Consider the following 20,256-nt stretch of genomic DNA (forward strand, 5'->3'; position numbering starts at 1 on the left):
GGGGCCGGGGGACCTTACACCGCGAGGACCGCGCACTGCGAGGCGTACAGCCGCGCGTACGCGCCCTCCGACGCCGGCGGTTCGTCGTGCGTGCCCTGTTCGACGATCGCGCCGTGGAGAGCAACGCCCGTGCGATGGTGAGGAGTTGCTTCTCGCCCGCGCCGAGTCCCGCGCCCTCCTCGTCCACGACGGTGTCGTAGCCGTCGGGGAGCGTACGGATGAACCGGTCCACGTGCGTGGCGCGCGCCGCCTCCACGACGCGTTCGGGACCGTCTGTCCCGGCTCCACGACGAGCGACACGTCCTCGATGAGCGGCTTCGCCGGCTCGTACCGGAACGACACCTTCTCGCGACGAGACCGTGCCCGGGCCCGTCGGCGTGGCCGGTGTACATCCCCTCGACATGGGTGAGCGGTCGCCGTCAACCGGCGTACGGACGGGCGGACTTGGCCTCGCGCAGCGCCAGCCCCCACCACGCGAGCCGGTCGAGCATCGTCCGCGCGGCGGCGTCGCACTCGGCGGGATCGCGGTGTCGGCCCTCGGCGTCGAAGTGCGCGTGCGCGTTGTGGAAGGAGACCGTGTCCCGGACGGTGACGGCGTGCATCTCGGCGAAGATCTGGCGCAGTTGCTCGACGGCGCGCAGCCCGCCGGACATCCCGCCGTACGAGACGAAGCCGACGGGCTTGGCCTGCCATTCGACGAAGTGCCAGTCGATCAGCGCCTTGATGGCGGCGGGGAAGGAGTGGTTGTACTCGGGGGTGAGGACGACGAAGGCGTCGGCGGCGGCCAGCGCCGGGGTGACCTTGTCGAGTTCGGCCCGTACGGCGGGTCCCGGGCGGGAGGAGAGGGGGGCCGACAGGTCCGTGTCGGCGAGATCGATGAAGGTGGTGGTGAAGTCCTGGTGCTCGGCGGCGTGCGAGAGGAACCAGTCCGAGACGACGGGGCCGAAGCGGCCTTCGCGGTTGCTGCCCAGGATGACGGCGAGCCGTAGCTTGCGCGCGTTCCCGGTGTGTCCGGGCACGGCTGTGATCGCGGATTCCCGCGTGGTGAGGTCCATGGGAAGAGCGTCATACTTCAACCATGGTTCAGGTCAAGTTACGCTGGCCGGCATGACGCATCTCGCCTGGAACGCCAAGGAAGCCACCGTCGGTGAACTGGCCGAACGCAGCGGCGTCGCCCCCTCCGCGCTGCGCTTCTACGAACGCGAGGGGCTGATCAGCAGCCGCCGTACGACCGGGAACCAGCGCCGCTACAGCCGGGACACGCTCCGCCGGGTCGCCTTCATCCGTACCTCGCAGCGCCTCGGCATCCCGCTCGCCACGATCCGTGACGTCCTGGCGCTGCTGCCGGAGGACCGTACGCCCACCCGGGAGGACTGGGCACGGATCTCCGAGTGCTGGCGCGACGACCTCGACCGGCGCATCCGTACGCTGCAGCGGCTGCGCGACAACCTCGCGGACTGCATCGGCTGCGGCTGTCTGTCGCTGGACCGCTGCGTGCTCTCCAACCCGGGCGACGAACTGGCCGCGCACGGGCCGGGACCGCGCCGGCTGATAGAGGACTGAGCCCCGTCCCTCCGCGCCCTCGCCCCTCCCGGACCCAAGGGCGACCGGCATACGGTGAGGTGCATGACGCCTACCGCCACCGCACCACAGCTGCTGATAGAGGTCGACGGCCGGCCCGCCACCGAGGCCGACCTGCGGCTCCGCGCGCTCGACACGTACGGGCACTTCACCGCCATGCAGATCAGGGACGGCCGGGTACGCGGTCTGGACCTCCATCTCGCCCGGCTGGACGCCTCGACCCGGGAGCTGTTCGGCGCGGGCCTGGACGGCGAGCGGGTACGCGCCCTGCTCCGGCACGCGCTCGGTGACGTACGGGACGCCTCGGGGCGGGTCTATGCGCACTGGCCCGAGGGGGCGGGCGAGGCGAGCCTGATGGTGACGGTACGGCCGCCCGCGGCCCCGGACGGGCGGGCGCAGAGCCTGATGTCCGTCCCGTATCTGCGCCCCGTCGCGCACGTCAAGCATCTGGGCGGCTTCGCCCAGACCCACTACGGGCGGGTGGCCAGGAAGGCCGGCTTCGACGACGCGCTGCTGACCGGCGAGGGCGGGGTGGTGGCCGAGGCCGCGATCGCCAATATCGCGTTCTGGGACGGCGATTCGGTGGTCTGGCCGGACGCGCCGTTTCTGACGGGCATCACCATGGGGCTGGTGGAGCCCCGTCTCCCGGCCGCCGGTCTGCCTTCGGTACGGCGTGAGGTCACCCTGGCGGACCTGCCCCGGTACCGGGCGGCCCTGGTCACCAACTCGCACGGGATCGCCCCGGTGGGCCGGATCGACGACACGGTCTTCCCGGGGGACGCGGCGCTGCTGAAGAGGGTGACCGAGCTGTACGACGGGGTGGAGTGGGACCGCATCTGAGGGACGGGACGGCCTCCCGACAGGACCGGGGCCGGGGCCGCGTACCGGGACCCGGGACGGAGTCCTCCCGGCACGCGGCACACCGCGCCGGGGTCACCCGTTCAGCGCGGCACGGGCGGCGATGCCGGCCGACCGCCGCCGCTCCCGCCGTGACCTGCGACGACGCCGGCGCGCGGGCCCGGCACACGGCTCCCGGCCGGCGAATCTGATCGTCCATCAGCAGGCGTGCGCGCCCTGGGGCGCCTTATCTCGGAGGTGACGAGTACCGCGCTGTCGCCAGCCTCGGAGGATGCCACCATGCCCATCATTGCCCCCCTGCTGACCCGAACCGCGCTGGCAGCCGCCGCGATAGCCCTGACCGTCGCGGGCAGCACGGCGGCCTTCGCCGGGGACCGCGACGGTAGCTGGGACGCCGGCCGCGGCGGCCCGGAGGGCAGTTGGGACAGTGGACGCGACGGCAACGGGGACGGCGGGCGCGACGGGGGCCGGGACGGCGGGCGCGACCGCGGGAGACCGGGCCGGCTGGAGCTGTCCCCCAGGCATGTGCGCCCCGGCACCACCGTCACCGCCAGGACCACCGCCTGTGGACGTGACGGCCGCGCCCGGGGCTTCGCCGAGTCCGTCGGCGCCGGGGAGTTCAGTCTCGATCGCGCCGCCGGCAAGGACATCGTGGCCGGAAAGTTCCGGGTGGCGCACCACGCCAGAACCGGAAACCACACCATCCGCGTGCGCTGTGACAACGGCAGGGAGGCCCACGGCGACCTCTTCGTGGAGCACGGCGGGCCGACCGGCCATGTGAGAACGGGGGTCGGCGGCAGCGTCACCCCCGACACCACCCAGATCGCGGCGGGCGTGGCCGTTCTGGCCGCGGCCGCCGTCGGCGGGACCTGGCTCCTGCGTCGCCGGGCGAGCGGCGCGCAGGCGAGCTGACGGGCCGGCCTCCACCGCCCCGGTCCCGCCCCGTGTCCCCGTCCCCGTCACGCTCATCGCTGACGGGGGCGGGGAACCTCTCCATTCACAGGTCCGCACGACGGGAAAACGGAGAACAGGAGATCAGGACTGATGACCGCCAGGGCCAGGCGCAGAGGCAGAAGCAGAGGCATGTACGGGGCCGGGGCCGGGTGCGGCGCCCCCTGCGGAGGAGGCGGTGGCCGCGGCGGGTGCGCGTGCGGAGCCGGCGGCCGGACCAGGGGCGGTGGCTCGGGCTGGCTGATAGCCATTCCCGTCTGCGTCGGGATCTGGCTCGTCCAGAACGGCTCCGAGCCCGTGACCCCGCCCATGCCGACCGCCGCAGAGGCCTTCGCCGCGGGCCCAGGCAGTCACACCGAGGCCGCCGCCGCCCCGATGCGGCCCTCGGCCCCGGTGCGGCTGAGCATCCCCGAGATCAAGGTGAACGCGCAGGTCCTCGGGCTGGGGCTGGGGCGCGACGGCAGTCTCGACGTACCGCCGCCGGTCATCCGCAACATCGTGGGCTGGTACAAGGACGGGGCCACCCCGGGCGCCAAGGGGACCGCGGTCGTCGCCGGTCATGTCGACAACGCCCAAGGACCCGCCGTCTTCTACGAGCTGGGCACGCTCAAGAAGGGCCATCACATCGAGGTGACCCGCGCGGACGGCCGTACCGCCGTCTTCACGGTCGACGCCCTTGAGGTCTACAACAACGCCGAGTTCCCCGACCGCAAGGTGTACGGGGCCACGGACCGGGCGGAGCTACGGGTGATCACCTGCGGGGGCGGCTTCTCCAAGAAGGGCGGCTACCAGGGCAATGTGGTGGCGTACGCCCATCTCATCGGCACGAAATAGCACGGGGCAGGCCACCGGTCCCGGCGCGCGCCCCCGCCCACCCCGCCCACGCCCGCCCGCTCACGCCGTCCACTGGTCGAACGCGAGCTTCGCGACCAGCGAGAACACCACCACCAGCAGCACCCCGCGCACGAACTCGCTCCCCTTCCGCAGCGCCATCCGCGCACCGATCATCCCGCCCGCCAGATTGAACACCGCCATCAGCGCGGCCAGTTGCCACAGCACGGTGCCCTGGTAGGCGAACATCGCGAGCGCGCCGCCGTTGGTGCAGACGTTCACGATCTTCGCGGTGGCGGAGGCCGTCACCAGATCGAGGTGGAGTACGGCGGTGAGCGCGAGCACCAGAAACGTTCCCGTACCGGGTCCGAACAGCCCGTCGTAGAAGCCGATCCCGCCGCCGACCAGCACGATCGCGGTGACCGTACGCGCCCGGGTGACCGGGCCGCCCGCCCGCGTCCCACCGAACGACGGCCGCAGCAGGACGAAGGCCGCCACGCCCAGCAGCACCACCATGATCACGGGCCGGAGCACCTCGCTGCTGATCCCGGCCGCGAAGAAGGCACCGGCCATCGAGCCGGCGAGGGCCGCGAGCCCGATCCGTACGGCCGTCCTCACCTCGACCGGCGCCTTGCGCAGATAGGTCACCGCCGCGCCCGAGGTGCCGACGATGGCGACCGCCTTGTTGGTGCCGAGGATGTGCGCGGCGGGTACGTGCGGCAGTCCGAGGAGCATCGCGGGCAGGAGCAGCAGCCCGCCCCCGCCCACCACGGCGTCGATCCAGCCGGCCGCCCCGGCGGCGAGGCAGAGCACAACGAGCATGGTCAGCGAGATATCGGGCATGATCATGACCCTATGGACGGGATATGCGCCCCGTCCATGGATCCAGGGAGAGTGTGAGATTGGCGGCTCGCGCCGACGCGCTGGGCGACGCCGCCCTCACACCTCCCCCGCCGCCGCGCTGAGCGCAGCGTTCCGCCGGTGAAATCGCGGCGATCCGGCCGGGTAACAGCCGCCGCGCAGGCTTCTGGGCATGACCCAGCGATGCCGGCCCCCGGCGGAGGTTTCCGAGATGTCCACCCCCACGATCGTGGTCGTCGGCCACGGCATGGTCGGCCAGCGGTTCCTGGAGGCTCTCGCCGAGCGGGGGGTGACCGCGCGGGCGCGGGTGGTGGTGCTCGCCGAGGAGCCCAGGCCCGCCTATGACCGGGTGCGGCTGACCTCGTACTTCTCGGGCCGTACCGCCGATGAACTCAGCCTCGTGGAACCGGACTTCCTGGCGCGCCACGGCATCGAGCTGCGGCTCGGTGACCCCGTCGAAGCCATCGACCGCGCGGCCCGCACGGTCACCTCGCGGTCCGGGCACACCCTCGGCTACGACACGCTCGTCCTGGCGACCGGCTCGTACCCCTTCGTACCGCCCGTGCCCGGCAAGGACGCCACCGGCTGTTTCGTCTACCGCACGATCGAGGATCTGCTCGCGATCGAGGAGTACGCGATGACGGCCCGCACCGGCGCGGTCGTCGGCGGCGGGCTGCTCGGTCTGGAGGCGGCGGGCGCGCTCAAGGGCCTCGGGCTCGACACGCACATCGTGGAGTTCGCCCCCCGGCTGATGCCCGTGCAGATCGACGAGGGAGGCGGCGCGGCCCTGCTGCGGACGATCGAGTCGATGGGGCTGACCGTCCACACGGGTGTGGGGACGCGGGAGGTGACCACGGACGCCGACGGGACCGTCACCGGGATGGCGCTGTCGGACGGCTCCTCGCTCGACACCGATCTCGTCGTCTTCTCGGCGGGTGTGCGCCCGCGCGACCAGCTCGCCCGCGACGCGGGGCTGACGGTCGGGGAGCGCGGCGGCATCGTGGTGGACGCGCGGTGCCGTACGTCCGACCCCGCCGTCTTCGCGATCGGCGAGTGCGCGCTGGCGTCGGACGGCCGGGTGTACGGGCTGGTGGCGCCCGGGTACGAGATGGCGACGACGGTCGCCGACCTCCTCGCGGCGGACGGGGGCCGGCCGGACAGCGGCGGCTTCACCGGCGCCGATCTGTCGACCAAGCTGAAGCTGCTGGGCGTGGACGTGGCGTCGTTCGGTGACGCGCACGGCGCCGCGCCCGGCTGCCTGGATGTCGTCTACTCCGACCCGCAGGCCGGTGTCTACAAGAAGCTGGTGGTGGACGGGGAGGGCACCCTGCTCGGCGGTGTGCTCGTCGGGGACGCCGACGCGTACGGCACGCTGCGCCCGCTGACCGGGAGCGTACCGCCGGTCCCCGCAGCCCAGTTGGTGCTGCCGGCCGGGCTCGGCGCACCGGCGGCGATGGGTCCGGAGTCCCTGCCGGACGAGGCGGTGATCTGCAGCTGTCACAACGTCAGCAAAGGCGCCATCTGTGCCTGCTCGTCCCTCCCCGAAGTGAAGAAGTGCACCAAGGCCGGTACGGGCTGCGGAAGTTGCGTCAAGGTGATCGGCCAGTTGCTGGCCGCGAGCGGCAACGGCCCCGCCGACAAGGGGCTGTGCGGCTGCTTCCCGTACACCCGGGCCGAGTTGTACGAGATCGTCCGCACCCTGCGCGTCACCTCGTACGCCACGCTGCTCGACTCGCACGGCCGGGAGCGGGCGCGCGGCGGCGACGGCTGTGAGATCTGCAAGCCCGTCGTCGCCTCGGTCCTCGCCTCGCTCGCGCCCGCGCTGGGCGTCAGCGGCTATGTCCTGGACGGCGAGCAGGCGGCCCTCCAGGACACCAACGACCACTTCCTCGCGAATATCCAGCGCAATGGCTCGTACTCGATCGTGCCGCGTATCCCCGGTGGCGAGATCACGCCCGAGAAGCTGATCGTGATCGGGGAGGTGGCCCGGGACTTCGGTCTCTACACCAAGATCACGGGCGGCCAGCGGATCGATCTGTTCGGCGCCCGGGTGGAGCAGCTGCCGCTGATCTGGACGCGGCTCGTGGACGCGGGCTTCGAGTCGGGACACGCGTACGGAAAGTCGCTGCGTACGGTCAAGTCCTGTGTGGGGCAGACCTGGTGCCGTTACGGCGTCCAGGACTCGGTCAGGATGGCCATCGGCCTGGAGCTGCGCTACCGGGGCCTGCGGGCGCCGCACAAGCTGAAGTCGGCGGTGTCGGGGTGCGCGCGGGAGTGCGCCGAGGCGCGCGGCAAGGACTTCGGGGTGATCGCGACGGCGAACGGCTGGAACCTGTACGTCGGCGGCAACGGCGGCGCCGATCCGCGCCACGCGGACCTGCTCGCGCAGGATCTGTCGGACGCGGAGCTGGTGCGGCTGATCGACCGGTTCCTGATGTTCTACATCCGTACCGCCGACCGGCTGGAGCGCACCGCCGCCTGGCTGGAGCGGATCGAGGGCGGGCTCGGGCATGTGCGGGACGTGGTGGTCCATGACTCGCTCGGGCTCTGCGCGGAGCTGGAGCGGCTGATGGCGGCGCATGTGGACGGCTACCGCGACGAGTGGGCGGATACGGTCAACGACCCGGAGCGGCTGCGCCGGTTCGTCTCGTTCGTCAACGCGCCGGACACCCCGGACCCGTCCGTGAAGTTCGTACCGGAACGCGATCAGGTCAAGCCGGATCTCACGTTCCTCACCCTGACCACGCGAGAAGGAGCGAACGCCTGATGAGCCGCCCGACAGTCCTGCCGACGCCCACGCCCACGTCCACGCCGACGCCCACGCCCACGCCGACGCCGACGTCCACGATCCTCGAACTACTCCTCGACGACGGGTGGTTCGCGGTCTGCGACCTGTCCGCGCTCACCCCCGGGCGCGGAGTGGCCGCGCTGCTCCCGGACGGACATCAGGTCGCGGTCTTCCTCGACCGCGCGGGCCGCCCGTACGCGATCGGCAACCGCGACCCGTTCTCCGGCGCACAGGTCTTGTCGCGCGGGCTGACCGGCACGTACGAAGGACGGCCCTTCGTCGCCTCCCCGCTGCTCAAACAGCGCTTCGACCTGCTCACGGGCCGCTGTCTGGACGACGACGAGGCCGCCGTCCGCGCGTACGAGGCACGGGTACGGACGCCCGCGCCCTCGCCCGCGCCCGCGCCCGCGTCCGCGCCCTCGCCCGCGTAGCGCGTACGGATCCGCCGGTCGTGCGCCGTCGTGTCCGGTCGTACGCTGGGAAGCGGGCCCAGTGCGTACACGAGGGGCCACGAGGAGCCACGAGGAGCGCCGCATGCCGACCCTCATGCCGACCCCCGGAACGACCGGCTGGAGCACGCGCGACATCCCCGACCAGCGCGGACGCGTCGCCGTGGTCACCGGCGCCAACAGCGGCATCGGTCTTGTCACCGCCCGCGAGCTGGCCCGCCGGGGCGCCCGCGTGATCCTCGCGTGCCGCAGCGAGACCCGGGGCAGGGAGGCCGAGGAGCTGATCCGCGAGGAAGTGCCGGGCGCCCGGGTGGAGTTCGGACCGCTGGATCTCGCGGACCTCTCCTCCGTACGGGGCTTCGCCGCCGCGTATCCGGCCGAACGGCTCGATCTGCTCATCAACAACGCGGGCGTGATGGCGCTGCCGTACGGTACGACCGCCGATGGCTTCGAGACTCAGTTCGGCGTCAACCACCTCGGCCACTTCGCCCTCACGGGGTTGCTCCTCCCCCGGCTGCTGGACACCCCGGAGGCCCGGGTGGTGTCCGTTTCCAGCGGTATGCACGCGGTGGCCAATATCGATATCCGCGATCTCAACAGCGAGCGCCGCTACCGCCGCTGGGTGGCCTACGGCCGCTCCAAGTCGGCGAATCTGCTCTTCATCCACGAGCTGGCGAGGCGGCTGGCCACGGCGGGCTCGGACATCGTGGCCGCCGCCGCGCAGCCCGGATACGCGGCCACCAATCTCCAGACGGCGGGCGTCCGGCTGGAGGGTCGCAGGACCGCGGAACGGATCGTCGCCCTCGCCAACCGGATCATCGCCCAGCCCGCCGAGGCGGGCGCCCTGCCGACGCTGTACGCGGCGACCGCGCCCGGCGTGCGGCCCGACTCCTTCACCGGCCCCAGGATCCAGGGCTGGCGTGGCCCGCCCGCCCCGTCCTTCCGCGCGTCCTGGACCCTGGAGGACCGCGCGGGAAAGCTGCTCTGGGCGGAGTCGGAGCGGCTCACGGGCGTGCGGTACGCGAGCCTCCCCACGTAACACCCCCGGACCGTCCCCCCGCCGGGATGACGTTTTCTCACCGCTCGTTCAGCCGACGTCCATGCGCGTCCCCTAGGCTCCTGCGACGCGCGACCCCGTGACGTCGGCCGGCGCCGCGGGGCGGTCACGACACCACCATGGAGCGACCAGTGGAACGTCGCAGTTTCCTGCGCGGAGCGGTCATCGGCACCTCGGCCGCGGCCTTCGGCGGCACCCTGTGGCGCGGCGCGGCCTACGCCGCGCCCGCCCAGCCGGGCACGGGCCCCTACGGAGCACTCGGCACGGCGGACGCCAACAACATCCGGCTTCCCGCCGGATTCACCAGCCGGGTCATCGCCCGGTCGGGACAGCAGGTCACCGGCACGTCGTACAGCTGGCACAACGCCCCGGACGGCGGCGCCTGTTACGCCGACGGCACCGGCTGGATCTATGTCTCCAACTCGGAGATCGACCCGTCGGGCGGCGCGAGCGCGGTCCGCTTCTCCTCGACGGGCGCGATCACCGCCGCGTACCGGATCCTCTCCGGCACCCGGCAGAACTGCGCGGGCGGCAAGACGCCGTGGAACACCTGGCTCTCCTGCGAGGAGGTGGACCGCGGCTATGTCTACGAGACCGACCCGTGGGGCGTGAAGGCGCCGGTACGACGGGACGCCATCGGCCGTTTCAAGCACGAGGCCGCCGCCGCGGACCCCGTACGCAGGACCATCTATCTCACCGAGGACACCACCGACGGCTGCTTCTACCGCTTCACGCCCACCACCTGGGGCGATCTGTCGGCGGGCCGGCTGGAAGTCCTGGTCGCCGGTACGGGCACGAGCGGTCCGGTGAGCTGGGCGGCGGTCCCCGACCCGAGCGGCGCCTCGACGGCCACCCGTAACCAGGTCTCCGGCGCCAAGCGCTTCAACGGCGGCGAGGGCTGCTACTACGCCGACGACACCTGCTGGTTCACGACCAAGGGCGACAACCGGGTCTGGCAGTACAACGTGGCCGCGGGGACCATCGAGCTGGCCTACGACGACTCGCTCGTCTCCGGTACGGCGCCGCTGACCGGTGTCGACAATGTCACCGGCTCCTCCTCCGGCGATCTCTTCGTCGCGGAGGACGGCGGGAACATGGAGATCTGTGTGATCACCCCTGACGATGTCGTCGCGCCGTTCCTGCGGATCGGCGGCCAGTCCGGCTCGGAGATCACCGGACCGGCCTTCTCGCCGGACGGCAAGCGGCTCTACTTCTCCAGCCAGCGCGGTACCAGCGGGAGTTCGTCGGGCGGTATCACCTACGAGGTCACCGGGCCGTTCCGGGCGTAGAGCCCTGCCGAGGGGCCGCCGCCCCGCAGCAGGGCGGCGCCCAGCGGGGTGAGGGTGTGCAGCACGGCGTTGCCGTGCCGCAGGGTGACGACGAGCCCCGCCTCGCGCAGGACGCAGGCGTGCTGGCTGGCGGAGGCGAGCGACACGCCGGTTCTGCGAGCCAGCTCGCTCGTGGTCGAGCCGTGCTCGATGGCGCGCAGAACGGCCGAACGCGTATGCCCGACGAGCCGGCCGAGCGTAGGTCCGCCACGCTCCGTGACGGCGGGCGCGTCGGAGTGCGTGACGGGATAGACCAGGACGGGCGGCAGCGTGGGGTCGCGGTGGACGACCGGCGTGGAGCGGCAGAAGAACGACGGCTGGAGCAGCAGCCCCCGCCCGTCCAGGCGCAGTTCGCGGTCGACCGGGTAGTCGGCCTCCAGCACCGGGGAGCGCCAGCGCAGCATCGGCGGCAGCGTGGAGAGCAGTTCGTCCGCGCCGCCGTCGAGCAGCGCGCGGCCGCGCAGCGCCCGGTCCGCCTCGGCCCTGGCCCGGATATGGGGCCAGTACGGCTCGACGGCGGCGCGGTGGTACGCACGCAGCGCCTCGACGAGCCGGCCGAGGCAGCCGGGACCGCCGTCGGCGAGCGAGGCCAGCCGTCCGCCCAGGTCTCCGCCGCGCCTATCGCCCACGGCGAGCAGGGCGAGTTCGGCGCGGATTCTTTCCCGCGGCGTGGCGCGCAGCGCCTCAAAGCCCTCCTCCAGCCCCGCGTCAAAGCCGAGCCGTCCCTGAGCGGGCGTCAGGAAATCCGGGAAATAACCGCGCTGTGGAACGAGCGCGGAGAGCAGACTTGTTTCACCATTCAACCGGGTCCGTGTTTCCCTGCGCCATTCCCCGTAGGCGAGCGGACCGCGCCGGTCTCTTATTCGATGAAAGCTGAGAATCGTTTCCCACAGCGGGTCGGGCCCGGCGGCCATCCGGACCCCGCCGAGGTCCTTCCCGGTGAAATGAATACGCAGCATCAAATCTCCACTTGTTGCATCCACTATCTCCCCAGCAGCCCCCAGCACTGAGTATGCAGGTCATCACGGGCTGTTACCACGGTGTTTCGGCCACAGTTGAAACGCTTCGCGGTGGCGCGCGCGAAGCGAAAAGCTGTACCTCGTCGGGCATGAAACCTGGACGACCGAATAGGCGTGGCGAAGACCGTGGGGGGCTTTGCCCGCTCGGCGGCGGTCGGTCGAGGTTGCGGCTCCATGTCCGGCCCGCGTAAAAGGGGCGCGACCGGTGGGTGGGGATCCACCGGTCGCGCCCTACTGTTGCCCGCCGTTACCCGGCGGGCAATTCAACACAGCACTCACCGTCCGCACATGACGAAGGGGCAGGCGCCTCCGCACAAGGCGCCCGCCCCTTCTCTGTGCCCCGGAGCCACCCCGCCGGTCCGGCGAGGGTCAGGGATCAACCGGCAATGCGGCTCCGGTGTTCAGAGGAAATCCCCCACTTTCTCTCGGGAATCATCGGACGCCCTCACCGGTGCCATCGGGAGTCACCGGGAATCGCTGCCGGCCGACGACGCCGCCGCGCGGCCCGCCTCCAGCCGCGCCACCGGGATCCGGAACGGCGAGCAGGAGACATAGTCCAGACCCACCTCGTGGAAGAACTGCACCGACTCCGGGTCGCCGCCGTGCTCACCGCAGACGCCGAGCTTGAGCCCCGGCCGGGTCGCCCGGCCCGCCTCGGCCGCGCTCCGTACGAGCGCGCCGACGCCGTCCCGGTCGATCGTCTCGAATGGGGAGACCCCGAAGATGCCCTTCTCCAGGTACGCCGTGAAGAAGCTCGCCTCCACGTCGTCGCGGGAGAAGCCCCAGACGGTCTGGGTGAGGTCGTTCGTACCGAACGAGAAGAACTCCGCCGCCTCCGCGATCTGTCCGGCGGTCAGCGCGGCGCGCGGCAGCTCGATCATCGTGCCGAGCGCCAGTTTGAGTTCGACGCCGGTGGCCCGTTCGACCTCGGCGATGACCTGCTCGGCCTCGTCCCTGACGATCTCCAGCTCCTGGACGGTGCCGACGAGCGGAATCATGATCTCCGGGCGCGGGTCGCCCTTGGCGTTCTTGCGCTCGGCCGCCGCCTCCGCGATGGCGCGTACCTGCATGGCGAACAGCCCGGGGATGACCAGGCCCAGCCGTACCCCGCGCAGACCGAGCATCGGGTTCTGCTCATGGAGCTTGTGCACGGCCTGGAGGAGGCGCAGATCGTTCTCGTTGTGGTCCTTGCGGGCCTCGGCGAGGGCGACCCGTACCGACAGTTCCGTGATGTCGGGCAGGAACTCGTGCAGCGGCGGGTCGAGCAGCCGGACCGTCACCGGCAGGCCGTCCATCGCCTCGAACAGCTCGATGAAGTCCTTCTTCTGGAGCGGCAGCAGCGCGCCCAGCGCCTCTTCCCGTTCGTCGTCCGTGTCGGCGAGGATCAGCTTCTCGACCATCCCTCGACGCTCGCCCAGGAACATGTGCTCCGTACGGCACAGCCCGATGCCCTGCGCGCCGAAGCGGCGGGCGCGCAGCGCGTCCTCGGCGTTGTCGGCGTTGGCGCGCACCCGCAGCCTGCGGCGGCGGTCGGCGTACGCCATGATCCGGTGGACGGCCTCCACCAGCTCGTCGGCGTCGTCGGCGCCCGCGTGCATCCGTCCCTCGAAGTACTCGACGACGGGCGACGGGACGACCGGGACCTCACCGAGGTAGACCTTGCCGGTCGAGCCGTCGATGGAGACGACGTCGCCCTCCTCGATGACGGTCCCGTCGGCCGTCAGCCGGCGGGACTTGGTGTCGACCTCCAGCTCCTCGGCGCCGCAGACACAGGTCTTGCCCATGCCCCGGGCGACGACGGCGGCGTGCGAGGTCTTGCCGCCGCGTGAGGTGAGGATGCCCTCGGCGGCGATCATCCCGTCCAGGTCGTCGGGGTTGGTCTCGCGGCGGATGAGGATGACCTTCTCACCGGACCGGGACCACTTGATGGCGGTGTACGAGTCGAAGACCGCCTTGCCGACGGCCGCGCCCGGCGACGCGGCGATCCCGCGCCCGAGCAGCTGCCGCTTCGCGTTCTCGTCGAAGCGCGGGAACATCAGCTGGGCGAGCTGGGCGCCGTTGACGCGCTGGAGCGCCTCGGCCTCGTCGATCAGTCCCTGGTCGACGAGTTGGGTGGCGATCCGGAAGGCGGCGCCCGCGGTGCGCTTGCCGACGCGTGTCTGGAGCATCCACAACTGGCCGCGCTCGATGGTGAATTCGATGTCGCACAGATCCCGGTAGTGCGTCTCCAGGGTCTCCATGATGCCCATGAGCTGGTCGTACGACTTCTTGTCGATCTGCTCCAGCTCGGCCAGCGCCACGGTGTTGCGGATGCCCGCGACGACATCCTCGCCCTGCGCGTTCTGGAGGTAGTCGCCATACACGCCCTGGTGGCCGCTGGCGGGGTCGCGGGTGAAGGCGACGCCCGTACCCGAGTCCGGGCCGAGGTTGCCGAAGACCATGGAACAGATCGTGACGGCGGTGCCGAGATCGCCGGGGATGCGCTCCTGACGGCGGTAGAGCTTGGCCCGGTCAGTGTTCCAGGACTCGAAGACCGCGCGGATCGCCAGATCCATCTGCTCGCGCGGATCCTGCGGGAAGTCGCGGCCCGCCTCCCGGGAGACGATCTTCTTGAACCGCTCGACCAGCTTCTTGAGGTCGGCGGTCTCCAGATCCACGTCGGTGGCGGCGTTCTTGGCCCGCTTGGCCTCCTCCAGCGCCTCTTCGAAGAGTTCGCCGTCGACCCCGAGCACGGTCTTGCCGAACATCTGGATCAGCCGGCGGTACGAGTCCCAGGCGAAGCGCTCGTCGCCCGCCTGCGCGGCAAGTCCGGCGACGGAGGCGTCGGAGAGCCCGACGTTCAGGACGGTGTCCATCATGCCGGGCATGGAGAACTTGGCGCCTGAGCGTACGGAGACGAGCAGCGGGTCGTCGGCCTGGCCGAGCCTCTTCGCCATCTTCTGTTCGAGGGCGTCGAGATGCGCACTCACCTCGTCGCGCAGAGCGGCCGGTTCGGCACCGCTGTCGAGATAGATGTTGCAGGCCTCGGTGGTGATGGTGAAGCCCGGCGGGACAGGCAGCCCGAGGTTGGTCATCTCGGCGAGATTGGCACCCTTGCCGCCGAGGAGATGCTTCAGATCCTTGTTGCCCTCGGTGAAGTCATAGACGAACTTCTCGCCCTGGAGCGTGGGGGTGGCTACATGGGGATCGCTGTTTTCCGACACGGGTCCGACTCCTCAAGGACGCGGTGGCTGCCCTGACGGCGAGGAACATACCCAGATCGAAGGTGCCTGGGTACGGCCACTTGCCTGTCATACGGCCTTAACCACCCGTCCGCCAGCAGATCGAAAGTGGCCGTGGCGTGGTCGGCCCGCCCGGTCTCCTTCACCCCTCGAAGCGGCCATGACCCGCACATGACCGGACGCGCTCATATGAGTGATGACATCGCCGTCTGAGTTCAAGTGATGAACACAGAAAGGGTGGCACTGCGTGCCACCCTTTCTGTTCTGCACTCGCTCAAGATCCGCTCATCTGAGCTTTGCCCACATCAAACGTGGCGAGAATCACGCTCTCGAATGGCCTATCCGACGCCTGCGCAGCCCCTCAGCACCGCCAGGTCGACATCCTCCAGACTCCGGGCGAAGTACCGCCCCGCCGCCGGGTCCACCGGCAGCAGCGAGGGCACCACCAGCACCGCGCACCCGGCCGCCTGGGCCGAGGCGCTGCCGTCCGGCGAGTCCTCCACGGCGACACACACGGCGGGCCCGACACCGAGCCGCTCGGCCGCCGCCCGGTAGGGATCGGGGTGCGGCTTGGTCCGTACGGTGTCGTCGGCGGAGAGCGTGAACGCGAACGGCACATCGGCCAGCGAGCCCGCGACCACCGAGTCCACGACGACCCGAGGGGAAGCGCTCACCAGCGCGAAAGGCACCTCGGCCCGCTCCAGTTCGGCCAGCAGCCGCCGGGCGCCCGGCCGCAGCGGCGCCCCCGCCTCCACGCGCCGGAAGAAGGACCCGGTCAGCTCCGCGGCGACCGTATCGGCGCATCCGCCGCCGGTGACCCGCACCAGATGAGCGGCGGTGTCGGCGACCGCCCGGCCGACCACCTCCGGGGCGTCCGCGCCGGTGAGCCGGTGGCCGAGGCTCCCGGCGATCTCGTCCGCCGACTCCCACCACAGCACCTCGGTGTCCACGAGGGTGCCGTCCATGTCGAAGAGGACGGCCGCGGGCGTCGTCGCCGTCCTCACGCGCCGCTGCCCGGGGCCGGCACCACGAGGACCGGGCGCCGCGCGGGCTCGACCGTCGCCCGTACCCCCGGGACCAGTTCGCCCGCGTCCCGGGACGGCACATCGGACTTCACCGAACCGCCGCCGGGCAGATCGAGCAGCACGCGCGTGACCGAGCCGAAGAAGGACGCGGAGACGACCGTCGCCGTACCGGCCGGATCGGCGGTGGCGGTGATGTTCTCGGGACGGATCAGCACCTCCACCTCCCGGCTCGCGGGAAGTTCGCCGTCCACGGGCAGGGTGACGCCCGCGACCTCGACCTGCCCGCCGTCCGTGAGCCGCCCGGCCAGCCGGTTCATGGTGCCGACGAACTCGGCGACGAACGCCGTGGCGGGCCGCTCGTACAGCTCCGCGGGCGGCGCGCACTGCTCCAGCCGGCCCGCGTTGAGCACCGCCACCCGGTCGGCCATGGAGAGCGCCTCCTCCTGGTCATGGGTGACGAAGATGGTGGTGATGCCCAGCGACAGCTGGAGCCGCCGGATCTCCTCGCGCAGCGTCAGCCGGACCTTGGCATCGAGTGCCGAGAGCGGTTCGTCCAGCAGCAGGACGCGCGGGCGCAGCGCCAGCGCGCGGGCCAGCGCGACCCGCTGCTGCTGGCCGCCGGACATCTGGTGCGGATAGCGGTCGCCGTGTTCGGGAAGGCCGACCAGGTCGAGGAGTTCGGCCGCGCGGGCGCGCCGCTCGGCGGCGGACACCTTGCGCACCCGAAGTCCGAACGCCACGTTGTCGCGGGCGTTGAGATGCGGGAAGAGGCTGTACGACTGGAAGACCATGCCCGCGTCGCGCCGGTTGGCCGGTACGCGGGTGATGTCCTCGCCGTCCACCAGCACCTCGCCCGAGTCCGGCTGCTCGAAGCCGGCCAGGACCCGCAGCGCCGTGGTCTTGCCGCAGCCCGAGGGGCCCAGCAGGGCGAGGAGTTCACCGGGCCGCGCCGTCAGATCGAGTCCGTCGAGGGCGACGGTCGGGCCGAACGCCCGGCGCAGACCGCGGAATTCGACCAGCGCTCCGGTCGTGGACGTGGTCCCCTCCTCCGGACGGTCTTCGGTTGCTGTCGAGGTGAGTGACATGGGAGGTCTACTCCTTGCCGGAGGCGGGAGAGGTGAGAGAGGCGGAAGTGCCGGAAGGGGCGGGCGGCGCGGGAGTTGCCGAGGCGGCGCGGGTCCCCGCACGCGACAGGAGCAGCAGCAGCGCCCAGGTGATCAGCAGGCTGAGCAGCGACACCGCCACCGACATCCGCGCCTGCGCGCCGGAGACGGAGACGATCCACACCGCGAACGGCCGGAAGCCGAGCAGCGAGGCGATCGTGTACTCCCCGAGCACCAGCGCCAGGGTGAGGAAGGAGGCACCGGCCAGCGAGGAGCGGAGGTTGGGCAGGATGACCCGCAGGATCACATACAGCCTGCTCGCCCCGCAGTTGCGCGCGGCCTCCACCAGGGTCGGTACGTCCACGGCGCGCAGCCCGGCGTCCAGCGAGCGGTAGACGAACGGCAGCGCGAGCACGGTGTAGGCGAGCACCAGCACGACCGGGAACGACTCGTTCTGCACGGCCAGGAAGGTCTGGTAGAGCGGGGTACGGGAGAGATGGTCCGGTCCCCAGCGCAGCACGGTCGTGACGCCGGTGACCAGCGCGATCGGCGGCACCACCAGCGGCAGCATGCAGACGATCTCGACGAGCGGCCGCAGCCGCGGCGCGCCCAGCCGTACGCCGACCAGCGCCGGCACGGCCAGCAGCAGCGCGAGCAGGATGGTGGCGGCGGCCAGCCCGAGGGAGAGCAGCAGGCTCCGGGTGAAGCCCTCGGCGGAGAGGATCCCGGTGTACGCGGCGAAGGAGACGCCCTGTCCCGGCGTGTGCACCGTGAAGACGAACGAGGACAGCAGCGGTACGAGGAAGTAGAGCCCGGCGAGCGCCAGCACCGCGCCGCGCCAGACGCGGGGGCGGCGGCGTGCCCGTACCCGTACGGCCTTGGGGTCCCGCGCCCGACGCGGGGTCCCTCCGGGGGCGGGGGCGGCGGTCGGTGTCAGTGCAGCCATCGGGTGCTCCGTCGCTGGAGGGGCAGATAGACCGCCATGACCAGCCCGGCGATCACGATCATGTCGAGGCTCAGCGCGAGCGCCACGTTCTCCTGTCCGACCAGGACGTTGCCGGAGAGCGCGTCCGCGATCTTCAGCGTGACCAGCGGGACCGAACCGCCCACCAGCGCGGCGGCGGTGGCGTGCGCGGCGAAGGCGCTGCCGAAGAGCAGCACGAACCCGCCGAGCAGCGAGGGCGCGAGGACCGGCAGTCCGACATGGCGCCAGAACTGCCAGCTGGTGGCCCCGGCGTTCTGCGCGGCCTCGCGCCACTGCGGGCGCAGGCCGTCCAGCGCCGGAACGCTCACCAGCACCATCAACGGCACCAGGAAGTAGAGGTAGATGACGGCGAGTCCGGTGAAGGAGTACAGGTTCCAGCCGGCGCTGTCGAGATGGCCGAGCCGGGTGACCACACCGGAGATGCCGAGGGTGGCGACGAACGCGAACGCCAGCGGGATACCGCCGAAGTTGGCGAGCACCCCGGAGGCGGTGAGCACGGCGTTGCGGAGTGCGCCGCCGCGTGAGGTGACGACCGCCTGGGCGATCAGCGTGCCGAGCAGGGTGGCGATCACGGCGGTCAGCGCGGAGAGTTCGACGCTGCCGGCCAGCGAGGTCAGATACGGGCCCTGGAGCGAACGCTGAAGGTGTTCACCGGTCAGGGCGGTGGCGCCGGTGGCCGGGTCGTCGCGGGTGACGGCCCCGTACAGCAGCGCGCCGACCGGCAGCCCGAAGCAGAGCGCGGCGAAGACGAGCAGCGGGAGGGCGCCGAGCCAGGCGCGCGGCGCCCGCCGCCGACGGCGTGTTCCGTCGGCGGCGCCCGGTGCGGACGAGGAGGGGGCGGGCATCAGGAGACGGCCTTGTCCCAGTTCTCGGCGAGGGTGGCGTTGGCCGCGTCCAGCTCGGCGGACTCGGGGAAGCTCGGGGTGCCCTCGACCTTGGGGAGCTTGGCGACGAAGGTCTTGTCGGCGGTGCCTTCCGTGGTCATCGAGGGCAGCAGCACGGGGCGCGCGTACCCCTTCAGCCACAGGTTCTGGCCCTCGGCGCTGTACAGGAACTCCATCCAGAGCCGGGCGGCGGCCGGGTGGGGCGCGTCCTTGTTGATGGCCTGCGAGTAGTACTGCGCGTACACGCCGTCGGCCGGGATGGCGACCTTCCAGTCGACGCCCTTGCCGCGGAACTGGTCGGCGTAACCGGCGTTGAGGTAGTCCCAGTCGATGCTGATGGGCGTCTCGCCCTTCTCGACCGTGGCCGGGGTGGACTCGACGGGGATGAAGTTGCCGTTCTTCTTCAGCTTGCCGAAGAAGTCGATACCGGGCTGGATGTCGCCGAAGGAGCCCTTGTTGGCGAGCGACGCCGCGTACACGCCGCCGAAGGCCGAACCGGACTTGGTGGGGTTGCCGTTGAGCGCCACCTTGCCCTTGTACTCGGGCTTGAGGAGATCGGCGAAGGTCTGGGGGCAGTTCTTGATCCGGGCCGCGTCGCAGCCGATCGAGACATAGCCGCCGTAGTCGTTGAACCAGCGGCCGTCCTTCTCCTTCTGGGCCTCCGGGATCTTGTCCCACGCCTCGACCTTGTACGGCGCGAAGAGGTTCTCGGCGGCCCCGCTGCGGGCGAAGGCGATCCCGAGGTCGAGGACGTCGGGCGCGCGCTTCTGGCCCTTGCGGGACTTGACGGCGGCGATCTCGTCGGAGCTGGAGGCGTCCGGGTTCTCGCTGCTGACCTTGATCTTGTACTTGGCCTCGAACGCCTTGATGACCTCGCCGTAGTTGGCCCAGTCCGGCGGAAGAGCGATCACATTGAGCGTGCCCTCCTTCTCGGCGGCGGTGACGAGGGCGTCGATCCCGCCGAAGTCGGCGGCGGAGGCGGCGGTTCCGGCGGCCGTGCCGGTCTCCTCGGTCGCCGCGCCGCAGGCGGTGAGCGCGGTGAGCGCGGCGGTGGTGAGCGCCGCGGCGGCGATGAGCCGGCCGTGGGCGCGAGGACGGAATCGGGTCACGCTGTGTCTCCCGGAGCGAAGTGTTTTTCATCGGGGGGTGTGCAACTTGTTCATACAAGCTGGCATCAGTTCGCCCGGCGGAAGTGTCCCGGAAGTGAACGCCACATGACCGTATCCGCAAGGTCCGGCCGCCGATTCCGAGTGGTTACAGTGAGGGGCGTGGGCCCCCGACGAATCGGGGTACCTGTACACAGTTCAGAAGGGGG

The 20,256-nt window shown here is 71.3% G+C and carries 17 protein-coding genes and 1 pseudogene; 8 read left to right on the forward strand and 10 right to left on the reverse strand.

The annotated features are described in order from the left end of the window. Positions 1-14: 14 nt before the first annotated feature. Together IF11_RS39300 and IF11_RS0125970 are read right to left on the reverse strand one after the other, a co-directional pair. A pseudogene (locus IF11_RS39300) lies at positions 15-384 on the reverse strand (hypothetical protein); the annotation flags it as partial. 35 nt (positions 385-419) lie between these two features. Beyond that, entirely contained in the window at positions 420-1,055 is a 636-nt protein-coding gene (locus IF11_RS0125970; protein WP_030354149.1) for an NADPH-dependent FMN reductase, read from the reverse strand. Between the two features lie 52 nt (positions 1,056-1,107). Between IF11_RS0125970 and soxR the strand changes: the two genes are divergently transcribed. From soxR to IF11_RS0125990, 4 genes are all read left to right on the forward strand, one after another. Beyond that, positions 1,108-1,563, forward strand: coding sequence for a redox-sensitive transcriptional activator SoxR (soxR, locus tag IF11_RS0125975; RefSeq protein WP_030354150.1), 456 nt, complete (start codon positions 1,108-1,110; stop codon positions 1,561-1,563). Positions 1,564-1,626: 63 nt separating this feature from the next. After that, positions 1,627-2,421, forward strand: coding sequence for an aminotransferase class IV (locus IF11_RS0125980; RefSeq protein WP_030354151.1), 795 nt, complete (start codon positions 1,627-1,629; stop codon positions 2,419-2,421). Between the two features lie 297 nt (positions 2,422-2,718). Next, positions 2,719-3,351: a hypothetical protein gene (locus tag IF11_RS36985; protein ID WP_106979260.1), complete on the forward strand. Its 633-nt coding sequence runs from the start codon at positions 2,719-2,721 to the stop codon at positions 3,349-3,351. Positions 3,352-3,699: 348 nt separating this feature from the next. After that, entirely contained in the window at positions 3,700-4,224 is a 525-nt protein-coding gene (locus IF11_RS0125990; protein WP_244888244.1) for a class F sortase, read from the forward strand. Between the two features lie 60 nt (positions 4,225-4,284). On the opposite strand, the gene IF11_RS0125995 is transcribed toward IF11_RS0125990, so the two are convergent. Beyond that, positions 4,285-5,064: a sulfite exporter TauE/SafE family protein gene (locus tag IF11_RS0125995; RefSeq protein ID WP_030354153.1), complete on the reverse strand. Its 780-nt coding sequence runs from the start codon at positions 5,062-5,064 to the stop codon at positions 4,285-4,287. 229 nt (positions 5,065-5,293) lie between these two features. Between IF11_RS0125995 and nirB the strand changes: the two genes are divergently transcribed. The 4 genes from nirB (at position 5,294) to IF11_RS0126015 (ending at position 10,665) form a co-directional block, all read left to right on the forward strand. Beyond that, the gene (nirB, locus tag IF11_RS0126000; protein ID WP_030354154.1) at positions 5,294-7,849 is read left to right on the forward strand and encodes a nitrite reductase large subunit NirB; all 2,556 of its coding nucleotides are present in this window, start codon (positions 5,294-5,296) and stop codon (positions 7,847-7,849) included. Then, positions 7,849-8,301 (forward strand): nitrite reductase small subunit NirD, encoded by a 453-nt coding sequence (nirD, locus tag IF11_RS0126005; protein WP_078490926.1) that lies wholly within the window; start codon positions 7,849-7,851, stop codon positions 8,299-8,301. The genes nirB and nirD overlap by 1 nt, the downstream gene beginning before the upstream one ends. 103 nt (positions 8,302-8,404) lie before the next feature. Then, a complete protein-coding gene (locus IF11_RS0126010) occupies positions 8,405-9,358 on the forward strand; it encodes an oxidoreductase (RefSeq protein WP_240627911.1) in 954 nt (317 codons plus the stop codon). 149 nt (positions 9,359-9,507) lie between these two features. Continuing rightward, positions 9,508-10,665, forward strand: coding sequence for an alkaline phosphatase PhoX (locus IF11_RS0126015; protein ID WP_030354157.1), 1,158 nt, complete (start codon positions 9,508-9,510; stop codon positions 10,663-10,665). On the opposite strand, the gene IF11_RS0126020 is transcribed toward IF11_RS0126015, so the two are convergent. From IF11_RS0126020 to IF11_RS0126050, 7 genes are all read right to left on the reverse strand, one after another. Then, complete coding sequence (locus tag IF11_RS0126020) at positions 10,635-11,663, reverse strand: ArsR/SmtB family transcription factor (protein WP_030354158.1); 1,029 nt, start codon at positions 11,661-11,663, stop codon at positions 10,635-10,637. The genes IF11_RS0126015 and IF11_RS0126020 overlap by 31 nt on opposite strands. A gap of 524 nt (positions 11,664-12,187) precedes the next feature. Next, entirely contained in the window at positions 12,188-14,926 is a 2,739-nt protein-coding gene (gene ppdK, locus IF11_RS0126025; protein WP_030354159.1) for a pyruvate, phosphate dikinase, read from the reverse strand. A 356-nt stretch (positions 14,927-15,282) separates the two neighbouring features. Next, the gene (locus IF11_RS0126030) at positions 15,283-15,948 is read right to left on the reverse strand and encodes an HAD family hydrolase (RefSeq protein ID WP_030354160.1); all 666 of its coding nucleotides are present in this window, start codon (positions 15,946-15,948) and stop codon (positions 15,283-15,285) included. Then, entirely contained in the window at positions 15,945-17,054 is a 1,110-nt protein-coding gene (locus IF11_RS0126035) for an ABC transporter ATP-binding protein (RefSeq protein WP_051746220.1), read from the reverse strand. Before IF11_RS0126035 ends, IF11_RS0126030 begins: the two co-directional genes overlap by 4 nt. A gap of 7 nt (positions 17,055-17,061) precedes the next feature. Then, a complete protein-coding gene (locus IF11_RS0126040) occupies positions 17,062-18,018 on the reverse strand; it encodes an ABC transporter permease (protein WP_037728572.1) in 957 nt (318 codons plus the stop codon). Then, complete coding sequence (locus IF11_RS0126045; RefSeq protein ID WP_030354163.1) at positions 18,006-18,902, reverse strand: ABC transporter permease; 897 nt, start codon at positions 18,900-18,902, stop codon at positions 18,006-18,008. The genes IF11_RS0126040 and IF11_RS0126045 overlap by 13 nt, the downstream gene beginning before the upstream one ends. Beyond that, positions 18,902-20,050: an ABC transporter substrate-binding protein gene (locus tag IF11_RS0126050; protein ID WP_206300750.1), complete on the reverse strand. Its 1,149-nt coding sequence runs from the start codon at positions 20,048-20,050 to the stop codon at positions 18,902-18,904. The genes IF11_RS0126045 and IF11_RS0126050 overlap by 1 nt, the downstream gene beginning before the upstream one ends. Positions 20,051-20,256 lie beyond the last annotated feature (206 nt).

The organism is Streptomyces scopuliridis RB72, from assembly GCF_000718095.1.
In the GTDB taxonomy this organism is placed as follows: domain Bacteria; phylum Actinomycetota; class Actinomycetes; order Streptomycetales; family Streptomycetaceae; genus Streptomyces; species Streptomyces scopuliridis.